Below are 13,020 nucleotides of genomic sequence, written 5' to 3'. Positions count from 1 at the left end.
CCATGTTAGGTTTTAATCAGGACGAGTACCTGACCAGTGCTCGTGAGATTGTTGCTGCGCGCAAACAGGCGGAACAGGTTGCTGATGAGATTACTCAGCAGGGTTTCAGCACCTTATTTTTCGCCTCGGTAGGGGGCTCGTTAGCCCCGATGATGGCGATGAACGCCTTCGCCCGGGAAATAACTGAGATGCCGGTTTACCTTGAGCAGGCGGCGGAATTAATTCATGCCGGGCATAAACGCTTAAATAAGGATTCGGTGGTGATTACCCTTTCGAAATCGGGTGATACCAAAGAGTCGGTGGCGATTGCCGAATGGTGTAAGGCCCAGGGGATCCGCGTGGTGGCAATCACCAAAAACAGTGATTCGCCGCTGGCCAATGCCGCCACCTGGCATATTCCGATGCGCCACAAAAACGGCGTGGAATATGAGTACATGCTGCTGTACTGGGTATTTTTCCGCCTGGTGCAGGGTAACGGGGAATTTGAAAACTATGACCGCTTTGCCAGCCAGCTGGAGCTGTTACCTGAGAATCTCCTGAACGCCAAAAAGCAATTTGATCCGCAGGCCGACGCCATCGCGCAAAAATACCATAACGCCGACTATATGATGTGGATTGGCGGGGCGGAGATGTGGGGCGAAGTCTATCTCTTCTCGATGTGTATTCTGGAGGAGATGCAGTGGAAGCGCACCAAATCGGTCTCGTCGGCGGAGTTCTTCCACGGCACGCTGGAGCTGCTGGAGAAAGAGGTCCCGCTGTTCCTGGTGAAGGGCGAGGGCAAATGCCGGGCGCTGGACGATCGGGTAGAGCGTTTTGCGGCGAAAATTACCGATAACCTGGTGGTGTTTGATCCGCGTGAGTATGCGCTGGCGGGAATTGATGATGAGTTCCGCTGGCTGCTGGCGCCGTGCGTGATCTCAACCTTGCTGGTGGACCGTCTGGCGGCTCATTTTGAGCAGTACACCGGCCACAGTCTGGATATTCGCCGTTATTACCGGCAGTTCGAGTATTAAGATTAACGCCCGGCGGCGCAAGCTTGCCGGGCCTACGTGTAGGTCTGATAAGCCCAGCGCCATCAGGCGTTAGTCATTTTGATGAGAACTATAGGTCAATTAGTGTACATGACCTTATAGGATGTGAGAGAATGCCAGTAAGGGAAATATAATAATATCAGAGGATTAGATGAGAGAATTTAGACTTATTCAAATCTGGGATGCATGTAGAGAACTTGCGCCAGAGGATTTTCAATACATATTAAGGCCGTAAATAGCCTTTGAAAAAGCGAGAGTCTATTATGATCTTGATTATGAAAACTATGGCAGCGACTTTTCTCTTCAACAAATTCCAAAGAGGAAGAGCGGTTTTATAAATCTGTTCTCACCGATGTATGCGTCGTAAACGCAATGGTATGTATGATGGTGCATACGATCACACAGAAGATAACATAGATAGAGGCTGGTTTATTGGAATAGACGAAACTGAGAAATGGGACCATTTTAACAATCCTTTCTATTTTGATGAGAACGGCAATCTTATCTATGATTGTTTTATGTGTCACTGGAATGAATGCTTTGAAATGGAAGTACGAAAGGCTTATGAAAAATGTCTCAATAATCATCAGGGCAGAAAACCAGTCCCAACACAAAAATTACATTACTCTGATGCACTTGTACAGCAAGCTCAGTCTGCCAGGATAATTAATAGTAAAGCCGCCGGACGTTTGTTAGCCGCAGGTGGTGTTTATAATGGAAATATTGAAGGGTTCAGGAAAACGGCAGAGCAGTTAGGTGCTGATGCTATAGATGGCTATAATCAAGTATTTAATGAGAAAACGGCAGGTATGGCTATTGCTGCTGCTTCAATACTATTGGCTAAACGACCTGGTACAGAAGCATATGGAGAAATCAACAGCTATTTGGGCAAGTTAAGAGGTGAATCAAAAGTAATAAGTGGTATAACTATAAAAGATATTAATTATATTAAGAGAGGAACAGCTGAAACCGCCATACTAAGAAAAGAATTTGATGGTACTGCCAGAAAAAAATTTCTTAGTCATATTGCGGATTCCCCAGAAGCTGCAAAGACCTTTAATGCTTCACAAATATTAAGAATGAATAGTGGTAAATCTCCAGATGGTTGGGATGTTCACCATAAGCTACCTTTAGATGATGGTGGTTCAAATGCGTTTGAAAATCTTGTGCTAATAGAGAAAGAGCCTTACCATAAGATTTTTACAAACATGCAAAGGGCAGCGACTAAAGGAATGTTACCAGGAGAAACTAAAATTACACCTTGGGCTATTCCTTCCGGCACAATTTATCCCCTTAAATAATTTGACAGGAACTAATGGAAATGAAAATAGAAGATACTCTGTCAGACTTAAAAAATGCAATGGAAAAATGGGAATATCCAATACAGCATCCTGTCAAAAATTCGTTCGTAGAAAGTATAATAGACAGAAAAAATGATTCAAATAACTCTCCTTTTCTTGAAAATTTGGCGGATGAATTATGTATTCTCTTTGTCAATCAACCTGATTATGTAACCTTTTTGAGAAAAATGGATGGACTTGAATATGATGGGGTTACTTTATTCAGTTTGTCTGTGCCAGAGCCTGTTATAAAAAATTTTTTTGTAATGAACGAGTACTACAGAAATAATGATGATTATATCGACCCAGATCTTGTGGAAAGATTAGTTATTGGTGAAAATAATATTTCATTGTTTACTTATGATACTAAAACAAATTTATTTGAAATCCGTGACAGTGCATCAAGTGAATCTGTTTATGGCTCATTTGATAATTTTGCCAATTTCTTAACTGAGATTTTGAGTGCCGTTAAGTAAAGTAAAAGTGGCACTGGATATCATGCCCGGCGGCGCCAGCTTGCCGGGCCTAAGTGTAGGCCTGATAAGCGCAGCGCCATCAGGCGTTAACGGAAATTAAACCCGCGTACCCCACAGGTCATATTCGTCAGCGTTTTCAACTTTAACGCGCACGATATCACCCGGTTTCACCTTGGTTTCGCCATTCAGGTAGACCGCGCCGTCGATTTCCGGGGCATCGGCCATGCTGCGGCCAATCGCGCCTTCTTCGTCCACTTCGTCGATGATCACCAGAATTTCGCGGCCCACTTTTTCCTGCAGACGTTCAGCAGAGATCTGCTGTTGCAGCTGCATGAAGCGGTACCAGCGCTCTTCTTTCACCTCTTCCGGCACCTGATCGGCCAGCTCGTTGGCGGTCGCGCCTTCTACCGGGCTGTACTTGAAGCAGCCCACGCGATCCAGACGCGCTTCAACCAGGAAGTCGAGCAGCATCTGGAAGTCTTCTTCGGTTTCACCCGGGAAGCCGACGATAAAGGTGGAGCGCAGGGTCAGATCCGGGCAGATTTCTCGCCACTGCTTGATGCGCGCCAGCTGGCGGTCAACGGAGCCAGGACGCTTCATCAGCTTCAGAATACGCGGGCTGGCGTGCTGCAGGGGGATATCCAGGTATGGGAGGATCTTGCCTTCCGCCATCAGCGGGATCACGTCGTCCACGTGCGGGTACGGGTAGACGTAGTGCAGACGGGTCCAGATGCCCTGCTTAGCGAGCTGCTCGCACAGGCCGACCATGCTGGTTTTCACCGGCTCGCCGTTGTGGAAGCCGGAGCGGTGTTTCACGTCCACACCGTAAGCGGAGGTGTCCTGGGAGATCACCAGCAGCTCTTTCACGCCGGCATCCGCCAGACGTTTGGCTTCGGCCAGCACTTCACCAATTGGACGGCTCACCAGATCGCCACGCATGGACGGGATAATGCAGAAGGTGCAGCGATGGTTGCAGCCTTCGGAAATTTTTAAGTACGCATAGTGACGCGGGGTCAGCTTCACGCCCTGTTCCGGGACCAGGCTCAGGAACGGGTTATGCTTTGGTTTTGGCACATAGTGATGCACATGTTCCAGCACCTGCTCGTAGCTGTGAGGACCGGTGATTTCCAGCACCTTAGGATGGACTTCGCGGATTTGATCGACTTTGGCGCCCAGACAACCGGTGACAATCACCTTGCCGTTTTCAGTGAGTGCTTCACCGATGGCTTCCAGAGACTCCTGCACGGCGCTATCAATAAAGCCGCAGGTGTTAACGATCACCATGTCGGCATTGTCGTAGCTCGGCACGACGTCATAGCCTTCAGTGCGAAGTTCGGTCAGGATACGTTCGGAATCCACCAGGTTTTTTGGACAGCCCAGCGAGACGAAGCCGATTTTCGGCTGGTGCGTAACATTGCTCATAGATTAAAAAGTAGTCAGTTAGGGAGTTATCAGGGCAGGGATTGTACAGATTTCCGCGGCGGATTTATAGGGGAGATGTTTCCTCACATACCGGTAATCATTTTCTGATCTGTATTTGTATTATTAAACCACAAAGTTTTGCTTAAAGTTCTTTTAAAATACGCCGATAACTAATGAATTCAATGATGTACTTTACTCTTTCATCCAGGGATAACTATGGCAGTTAACGGTGATATAAAGGTTCTTGAGGGTGCGTTAACCGATTTTTTTGCACATAAAAATACAAAGGAAAAACTCTCCCATATCCTCGATAAAGAAGCAAATGACTGGGAAAAATGGCTTCAGATAGAGTTCGAATTTTTCCTTGAACATCATTTAGACTTTTCAGCGAAACGGGAATTACGGGCAAATACGGACAAAAGACACCAAAGTGGCCGACAGCATGTGATTGTTGATCTCATTTTCAGGAAAAAACGCACGCGGCTGGACAGGTTTATTTATGTTGAATTTAAGCTTGCCAAGCGAGCAACCGAACTTGTCGAGAGTATCGCGACAGATTTGATTAAGAATTATGAAGTTGTGAACTCCCATTTCGCGAAAGCAAAACAAAAACGCCGCTCAATATGGGGTGTAGGTTTTTACCGGGATTTTTCAACGCTGACGGTTAATCGGGCCGACGAAAGGTTAATCGGGTTGAAGGAAAATGGCTTTAGCTACCGACATGACCCGGTCTATATCTGTAAATGCAGAGGCAGTAAGCACAAGGACAGCTGCCATGCGATTGGCATGGTGATTGTGGGTGCTGAAGCGGAATAACATCCAGTCCATCGGCTGACCGTTTTCCGGCCAGCCCGATAATCAAATAGCCCTTACCCTGACGGCATCGTTATAGCACGCTAAAATAAACTCGCCGAACTCCTCATCATCGTGATACTCGGTGTGACCAATCGCATTTTGATGATTTAGCACATTGGCTAATCCTGAACATTCCAGCCCGACAGGGAGCCGGGAATAATTCATTTCACCCACCCGATAAACCCATTTCAGAATTTGATCGTTGGTACTGTAGACGTTGGTATGCACGATCGTTCTCGGTGACGAGATCGCTGTGATGCGGCGATCGTATTCATCACGGTTTAGCGCTCCGGCAATGGAGATAGAGGTGAGAGCGTTATCATGGGTGAGATTACGCATCGCCTCGGTAATTAGCCGTACGCCCAGCGAATGGCCGATAAAGACCGCTTTATCATCATCGTACCAGATGTCGTTTAAGAACCGCGCCAGCGCAACACCTGCCAGATTCGCCTCATTTGCCGCCGATTTCCACTCCATATAGGCGCTGGCCAGCAGGCCCATGCCTTGTAAGGAAAGATGAGTGAAATTGAGCAGCGAACGGGCAGAGTCAAACGCCAGATGCTTGGCGGCAAAATGTAAAATGGAAGATGAACGCCATTTCACATAGTAAATTGGCGCATCTATTTTTGAAGCAATATAGTTTTTCCAGTCATCGCTCCCCTGGGTTAAAAACCCCGGGGCGATAACGATGGGAATACCATCATGATCCTCGTTGAGAATGTCGAGCTCAATCTTGCCCGGGCTCAGGTTAGCCAGTCCTGACAGGTCGCGAGTATAAAAGCTTTTCATTTTTCATCCTGAGTTAACTGTTCCAGCAGCGCGCGGTACGCCGCCGTCTCGCTCTCTTTGCGCTCAAGGCCTTGCTCGATTTCGCTGAACTCCTGCTGCAGGCTCTGGCTGAGCGTCTCCTGCAGGCCGTTTTTCAGGGTCTCAAGCTGGACAAAAATCGACTGCGTACCGGCTTCCAGTTGCTTCGCCAGCTTGTCGAACATTGCTCCCAGCGCCTGGTCCAGCGCCTGCTGCAGTTTTTGCTTATCTTCGCTGCTTTTGATTTCGCCCTGGAAGGGGATCATCACCTGGGACTCATCCGCCTTCAGCACCAGTTCCGGCAGGTCCAGCGCGTAAATAGCGCTTTCCAGCGCCCCGCGAAACAGCGCAGGGTCGAACTGCTCGCTGTCGGTATTCAGATGATGAACCAGCGCCTGACGGAGGGTACTTTTCAGGGCCGCTGGCTCGATCAGCTGATTAAAATGCTGGCGGATCTGGCTGGCGCAGGTCCGGCTGTACTGGCGGATCTGCTCGATGGCATCCTGCGCGTTGAAGTACTGATAGGCCACGGAGGTAGTGCCATATTCGGTACGGGTACTTCCCCAGCTCCAGGGTTTATACCAGGTCGAGTCGCTTACCTCGTAGGAGTACCGCTCCTGCTGATAGCCGGTATGCGACTGCAGCTGGCGGAAGCGGGTAATGTCATCGCTCAGCCTGCCGCTGACGCGCAGGGTCTCGGTCCGCGCCTTGTGCAGCGTGTCGCCAATGATGGTGCGCAGCTCAGCGGCAATGCCTTCCAGCCGTTTGCGGCACTGCGCCTGCTGCTGGCGCAAGCTCTGCAGATCCTGAGTTTCGAGGCTGGTAATGCGGTCGTTAATGCGGGTGCGCAGACGCGTGACGATCTCAGCCAACTGTCCCGCTGACTCGCGGGTAAAGCCTTCCCGCTGCTGTGCCAGAAGCGGGAGACGATCCTCACGCGCCTGCTGCCACTCCGCCTGCAGCGGGGTGAAGTTCGCAATACGCTCCCAGTCTTGCTGAGAAAAAGGCGCCGGCCAGCACTCTTCGGCCATATCCTCCAGCCCACTAAAGGTGTGCTGCATGCTCTGGCTCCACTTCGCCTGCGGCCAGTGGGCGAACCCCCAGGCAAAGGTGCTGGCGAATACCGGACTGGCTAATCGTTCGAGGATCGCGGCGCGGGCCTCATTGCCGTTGTCACGCTGAAACGCGACCAGCTGTTGCGCTTTGTTTTGCGCAATACGCAGCAGGCGGGTCTGAATATTCTCTTCCGTAGCCGCCAGGGAATCACGATCGTAGCCGTCGTCGAGGATCACCGAGTCATAATGTCCGGCGACCAGCACCAGCCGCTTCACCCCTTTGCCCGGCAGCTGTTCCCCTAGCAGACGGATATCGGCGTCATCCAGAAACTGGCTGCAGCGGGAGAGAAAAAAGACCACGTCGCAGTTGGCCATATAGTCGCGCGTTTTTTGCGAGCGGCTCTGCACCGGATCGTTCATCCCCGGCGTGTCTACCACCTCAAAGCCCTTCAGGGCCTCGTCCGGCAGGGTGAGCACCGTGGATTTGACCAGCGCGGTATACTGTCCGTCGTTGCCAGTAAACTGGTTCAACAGCCCCTGCAGTTCGCTGATATCGTTGGCGAGAACCACCTCGGTATGGTTTTCGAGGCGCGTCACCTTTTGCCAGTGGGCGGCGAAATCAATCTGCTTCTCCGCCGACATGCCGAGCAGCTCTGTGGCGACTTTCTGACTGTCGCTGCCGGATGCCTGGCGGGCCTGCTCTTCGATCTGTTGCCACTCCTGCTGGCTGTAATACTCCACCTGCAGGCTGTGGTGTTCGCCATAGCCAATCCGCGTCAGGTTGGCGGTTTTCGGCGTGGCGGCTTCGGGCAGGATCGGGCGCCCGTCAAAAAGCAGCGTGTTCAGGAAGGTGCTTTTTCCGGCTTTGACCTGGCCCATGATGCCGATGTTGAGCGTCTGATCTTCGTGCTGCCAGCGGGCAAATTTCTGTTTATAGTCCTGCGCAAGGGCTTTCAGCGCATCCCGTTCGGCGGTAAAGGGGTGGGGCGCGCTGGCGCAGGCATCGAGGGCCTTTTCAATACGTTGTTGGAGTGGTGCGGTCATTTGGGTCCCTTAATGAAGCAGCTGTCGCTAATAGAATGTTCGACATTGTTATCGCGCAGAAATTGGTGAACTTTGTTAGAAATTCCTTCAGGCTTATTATTTGATATATCGAGTTTTTTTAGCTGCTTCAGGCGACAAACAGAGTCAGGGATATGGCTGAGCTTTCCAAAAGAGCCTATTTTGATTGATGTTAAAGAAGCTGGCAGGGCGCTGACTGCGGGGAAAGCGGTAATGTTGTAGGAATCAAACACCAGTGTTCGCAGATTTTCCAGAAGAGCAAAACCCGGCGGGAACGGGGGGATGTATTGCCACGTATTGGAGTAAAGATTGATCTCCTTGATTTCCATTAAATCGCTAACCTTCTTAGCCGGAATGACCATGTTGAGCCTGTTTTCGCTGACCCAGGATTTGAATCCAACAAAGAGCAGTTCAATATAATCAGCCAGAAACTCCCGCCAGACGCGAATCTCGTTAATACCCAACAGCAACTCTGAGGCCTTTTTCTCACCCACCGGCAGGCCGAGAATCAGGCAGGCGATATAGACCACATTCTCCATCTCGTCCTGGCTTATTGTCAGCATCGCCGCCAGTGCTTCCAGCAGTGCGATCTGGCTGGTAGCCAGCGGCCCGTTGACCCGGCAAAACACCAGGCAGTCGAGCAGGAAACAGATCTGCCCGGCGCAGTCACGCACGGCGTTGAGCGACTCTTCCAGCCCCTCTTCGCCCAGTCGTGTCGCCAGCTGGCACAGTTCTGCCTGACGTCCTTCCATGCCCATCGCTGGCAGCCACAGTAGCAGCATGCGCTGCTGATCTTCGCTGATTGGGCTGTGGCTCAGCATCACCATAAACAGTAGGGTGCAATACTGACGGCGGCTATTTTCGTCTTCTTCTGCGAGGGTATGCGCACCGTACGGGTTTTCTTTCAGACGCAGCCGATCCACCTGCTGCAAAATCGCTAAAGAGCTAATCTCAGTCATGGTGAGTCCCTGTTAAAAAGCTGTGCCAGGCGTTAAATGCTGGGGGGAGGGGAAGGATTTCAAAGAGAGGTTCGCCGTTTTCCCCGTATTCTTTGTTGGCGTTTTTGTTGGCATCCATAATGATGCGAGTGACGAGACCTTTAGCCGGAAGTAGTCCAAGACGACACAACGTCATGCCAAACAAAAAGTCAGTTGAGGAATGATGTTGTTTGAAAATATATCTCCCTTTCTCAACAAATTGGTTAATCTGCGGCATGCCGTTGCGGACGATTTTGTCTGTAGATTGCAGCTCTTCTTTATCAAAGTAATCAACATGCGCCGTCTTCACCACCGTCACTGCGCCAGAGAAAGCCTCAACCGAGGTCTTAATCCCCAGCAGTCGCAGGCTCCAGAAATTAATCAGCAGGATATGCTTGTCTGTCAGCCCACATATTTTTGCCAGCCAGCTCAGACGCTCCACCTGCTGCGGTGCCAGCGGTCCGGTAATGCGTTGCAGCACCGCAAAATCAAACAGCAGCGCCTGTGCTGCCTGTTTCGTCTGCCCAAGATGGCGGACGATACAGGCCAGCCCTTCGCTATCCAGCTTTGCTGACTGCTGCAGATAGTGCGCCAGCGGGAATGCAGGCTGGATGGCCGCAATCAACATCATCATCAGCCGCAGCTGGGCTTCAGCCAGCGCGCCATTTTCCAGCAGCAGGGCCGCAAGCAGGGTTAAATAGTCATCTTTCAACGCCGCGTCGCTCCCGGCGATAAAATGCGCATCCAGTGGTTCCAGATGCACGCGCGCGGCACTGACCAGTGCATCAAAATTTCCAGTGGTCATGCATTCTCTCCATTGCCCAGGGCCTGTAACGAGGCGTAGTGCGTACTGTCGCGCTTGAGCAATTCATCGAGGCGGGCCAGGGGTTTATGCTCCATCAGCGGTTGCCACATCTGCTGACGACCTACGCTGTCGCGGCGCAGCACTATGTCGAGGTTATCCATGGGCAGATTGCGGGTGAGCGGCCGCCACAGCTCGGGATCCACCTCATGGATATCCACGCCACTCTCGTCCGCCAGCGCCTGCAGCAGGGATTGCAGATTGACCGGGGCGTATTGCAGCATTGACAGGCTGTCCGGCTCTTCCAGCGGGATCGTCAGCCGTTCCCCGAGCGTTTTCAGGATGCTAAAGAACTTCTGCTGGATCTCACTTAACGTCTGGCAAACTTCTTCCAGCTGGTACAGGTTGCCCCGGCTATTACGCTGCAGGCTCTGGATATCGGATTGGGTGCTTGCGTCATCGTTCAGGGTCAAAATGCGGTTGAACTTACTGAGCTGCCTTTGCCCCTCCTGGCGCACCTCATCCAGATAATTTTCATACGCCATAAACTGGCGCTTAAACTGCCGCGTAAAGCCCGGGTCGCGCCACACCTGGTTCCACTCCGTCAGGTAGTCCGTCAGCGGGGTGATGGACCACGGCTGACGCGGGCGGGTGGAGAAGGGCAGCACGTCCAGCACCGCGATGCCGCGCTGGGCCAGCGTTTCGCGCACCAGCTTGACGATATTCCCTACGGCCTCTTCGGGATGTTTATCGGCGCGGCTGATAACGATAAGTTTGGGGATCTGCTTGTCCAGCGAGGCCAGAAACGCAATGTCATCTTCGGTGATGGTGCCCTTATCCGCTGGTACCAGCCAGATGATGAACTGGGCGCTGTTGAGTTGGCTGCGCGCCACGCTGGCGTCGGTGCGGGCGCTGCCTTCCTCGTCGGCCTTGCTGTAGCCGGGAGTATCCAGCAGCGCCAGGTTCTCCCAGCCGAAGCCGCTGTGCGCCACCACCACGGATTTCAGCATCCGGCTCACCTGGCTGCCGTAGCGTTCAAGCTCCTCGTGGGTGAGGGTGCGAAACTGGCTGTGGCTCAGGGTAATCAGACGGTTAAACAGATTGATGGCTTTGACGTCCGGCGTCTCCTGCTCTCCTTGTACCAGATAGGTCGGCAGCGAGGTGGTGGGATCCACCTCGGTGACCAGACACTTGCGGTCACCCACCAGCGCGTTAATCAAAGAGGATTTCCCGGCGCTAAAGCTTCCGCCAAGCCCGACCACCACTTTGCCGGACAGCGCCGGATATTCACAAAACTCGCGGAACCGCACCATTTCGTGGCGCAGGGCGCGCAGAATATCGGTGAACATAGGCGGGCTGCCGCGGCGTGCCAGGGCGGGAAGTTCCTGTTCAATTAACTCCTCCAGCGCCCGCAGCAGGACTTCATCTTCCTTTGCCGCACCGCCGGGACGATCTTCACAGGCCTGGCAGAGCAGGGTATAGCGGTCACGCAGCGTGCTTTCGTCCAGATCAGCCATGGTTGAACTCCTGTAACCGGGTCAGCATCTGCTTCAGGGCTGCGCTGTCCTGCTGCCAGGTTTGCTGGCGCTCCGCCTCGGCGGCCTGTTCTTTTTTCAGCTCACGGGCCTTGAGATCCAGGGTCTGACGTACTTTTGCCATCTCTTCATCCGCCGCGCGGGAAATGGACTGCATCACCTCATCAATGGTGTTGCTCAGTCCGCGGGCAATGTCGGGTTCCGCGGTCGAACAGCAGGATGGGATCACGGTATTGATCACATGACGGCGAGCCTCTTCCTGCTGCTGACGCTGAATCAGCTCCTGGCTGCCGCGCTGGAATAAGCCTTCCAGCGCGGAGATGATGATTGGGGCTAAGACTTTGCCCATCGGGATGCGGGTAATCAGGTTGATGGCCGCTGGCAGAATGTAAGCGAGGGTGCTAGTAATGAGCTCCGAGCCCGATTCACTGGCTTTGAAGCCATACGCATAATGCGTGTCCTGCATCGACAACCCGTCCGGCAGATGCAGGTGCCCCAGCTCTCTCTGGATCACGGGCTTGAGATAGCGTTCAAGCCCCTGCGACCAGGACATGCGCAGGGCATGACCGATGGTGCCGCTCACATCTTCACCGTTCAGCAGCGCCCGGGTGAGCGCTTCAAGCTGGCTGTTCAGGCGGCTGGCGAAATCATCCACGATGGCGCGCCTGGCGACGTCGCGCTGTTCATGCAGCCGGGCGGTGACGTGCTTAAGGTCCGCCTGCATGCGTTGATACTGCGCAGAAAGCAGCTCGCGCTCGCTTTCGATTTCGCTCAGCGTCTGGTTATGGCTCTGCGCCAACTGGTCGATACGTCCCAGCAGATCGCGCACGCATTGCTGCACCGGCAGGCCGATGGCCCGGTGCCAGAAACGCTGCTGCAATGGCAGCAGCACCGGCAGCGCCGTGGCCCAATCGGTGGCATTTTTTCGCTGTGTGCGGCACACCGCGAGCAGCGGTTTACCGGTCAGAGCTTCTATCTGCTGGCGAACATGCGCAACCACCGCTTCAACGTCCTCCGGGGTTTTTTTATCGCATTTGGTGATGACCAGCATCATGGGCTTGTCATGAACCGCCAGCTCCTCAACGATCTTCCGCAGGCTCTCTTTCAGGACGCCCTCATCGACGCTGACGACTACCGCGTAGGCGGCACTGCGATCGAGATAGTTATCAATCGCCAGCGAATGCTGCGCAATGCCGGATTCCCAACCCGGCATATCTACCAGCGTCATGCCGTCCAGCGCGGCGAGCGTTGGGCTGGGCAGGGTGATATCGACAACATTCTGCGGATCATGCTCGCCAAAGGCCTGCGCTTTTAACGCCTCACGGCTTAGCGGCAGCAGGGTCCCGTTTTTGCGGCGCAGGACAATCGACTCCTGCGTGGCAAAACGGAGTTCGGTAGGTAAGCTGGTCTCGGGATCGATGGCGACGGACAGTAAGTTATCCTTTAGCAGCGTGTTGATGAGCGTAGATTTCCCGGCGCTAAAGGCACCAATCAGCGGCAGACGCACGGAGAAGGTACGTCTGTTTTCTTCAATGGTTTTCAGCTGTTCTGCGGAGAATTCGTATTGCTGCCAGTATGCGCGCAACGCGGGGAGTTGAGCGTCAATCAGTATGGCTTCTGGCTGGGAGAGCATCATATCTTTCCTTTAATAATCAGCG

11 protein-coding genes are annotated in these 13,020 nt (G+C 52.8%); 4 read left to right on the top strand and 7 right to left on the bottom strand.

The features are described from left to right. The first annotated feature begins 2 nt into the window (after positions 1–2). The 3 genes from LG383_RS12025 (at position 3) to LG383_RS12015 (ending at position 2,847) form a co-directional block, all read left to right on the top strand. The gene (locus LG383_RS12025; RefSeq protein WP_225759223.1) at positions 3–1,013 is read left to right on the top strand and encodes an SIS domain-containing protein; all 1,011 of its coding nucleotides are present in this window, start codon (positions 3–5) and stop codon (positions 1,011–1,013) included. A 374-nt stretch (positions 1,014–1,387) separates the two neighbouring features. Beyond that, positions 1,388–2,332, top strand: a complete 945-nt coding sequence (locus LG383_RS12020) for an HNH endonuclease signature motif containing protein (RefSeq protein WP_225759222.1) — start codon at positions 1,388–1,390, stop codon at positions 2,330–2,332. 20 nt (positions 2,333–2,352) lie between these two features. Next, positions 2,353–2,847 (top strand): YrhA family protein, encoded by a 495-nt coding sequence (locus LG383_RS12015; protein WP_225759221.1) that lies wholly within the window; start codon positions 2,353–2,355, stop codon positions 2,845–2,847. 96 nt (positions 2,848–2,943) lie between these two features. Here the strand turns inward: LG383_RS12015 and rimO are convergent, their stop codons facing one another. Continuing rightward, positions 2,944–4,269: a 30S ribosomal protein S12 methylthiotransferase RimO gene (gene rimO, locus LG383_RS12010; protein WP_225759220.1), complete on the bottom strand. Its 1,326-nt coding sequence runs from the start codon at positions 4,267–4,269 to the stop codon at positions 2,944–2,946. A gap of 216 nt (positions 4,270–4,485) precedes the next feature. Here rimO and LG383_RS12005 point away from each other — a divergent pair, with 216 nt between their 5' ends. Continuing rightward, positions 4,486–5,085, top strand: a complete 600-nt coding sequence (locus LG383_RS12005; protein WP_225759219.1) for a hypothetical protein — start codon at positions 4,486–4,488, stop codon at positions 5,083–5,085. Between the two features lie 42 nt (positions 5,086–5,127). Here the strand turns inward: LG383_RS12005 and LG383_RS12000 are convergent, their stop codons facing one another. The 6 genes from LG383_RS12000 to LG383_RS11975 are packed head-to-tail and all read right to left on the bottom strand — an operon-like array spanning position 5,128 to position 12,998. After that, the gene (locus tag LG383_RS12000; RefSeq protein WP_225759218.1) at positions 5,128–5,913 is read right to left on the bottom strand and encodes a DUF726 domain-containing protein; all 786 of its coding nucleotides are present in this window, start codon (positions 5,911–5,913) and stop codon (positions 5,128–5,130) included. Further along, positions 5,910–8,030, bottom strand: a complete 2,121-nt coding sequence (locus LG383_RS11995; RefSeq protein WP_225759217.1) for a dynamin family protein — start codon at positions 8,028–8,030, stop codon at positions 5,910–5,912. Before LG383_RS11995 ends, LG383_RS12000 begins: the two co-directional genes overlap by 4 nt. Further along, positions 8,027–9,007 carry a hypothetical protein gene (locus LG383_RS11990; RefSeq protein WP_225759216.1) on the bottom strand — a complete coding sequence of 327 codons (981 nt, stop codon included), beginning with the start codon at positions 9,005–9,007 and terminating at the stop codon, positions 8,027–8,029. Before LG383_RS11990 ends, LG383_RS11995 begins: the two co-directional genes overlap by 4 nt. Next, on the bottom strand, positions 9,000–9,830 hold the full coding sequence (locus tag LG383_RS11985; RefSeq protein WP_225759215.1) for a hypothetical protein: 831 nt from the start codon (positions 9,828–9,830) through the stop codon (positions 9,000–9,002). Before LG383_RS11985 ends, LG383_RS11990 begins: the two co-directional genes overlap by 8 nt. Beyond that, positions 9,827–11,344 (bottom strand): dynamin family protein, encoded by a 1,518-nt coding sequence (locus tag LG383_RS11980; protein ID WP_225759214.1) that lies wholly within the window; start codon positions 11,342–11,344, stop codon positions 9,827–9,829. Before LG383_RS11980 ends, LG383_RS11985 begins: the two co-directional genes overlap by 4 nt. After that, a complete protein-coding gene (locus tag LG383_RS11975) occupies positions 11,337–12,998 on the bottom strand; it encodes a dynamin family protein (protein ID WP_225759213.1) in 1,662 nt (553 codons plus the stop codon). Before LG383_RS11975 ends, LG383_RS11980 begins: the two co-directional genes overlap by 8 nt. Positions 12,999–13,020: the final 22 nt, after the last annotated feature.

This window comes from Leclercia sp. Marseille-Q4284, assembly GCF_916618945.1.
GTDB lineage: Bacteria > Pseudomonadota > Gammaproteobacteria > Enterobacterales > Enterobacteriaceae > Enterobacter > Enterobacter tamurae.
The sequence above is the reverse complement of the archived record's forward strand: the minus strand, read 5'-3'. Positions and strand labels throughout refer to the sequence as shown.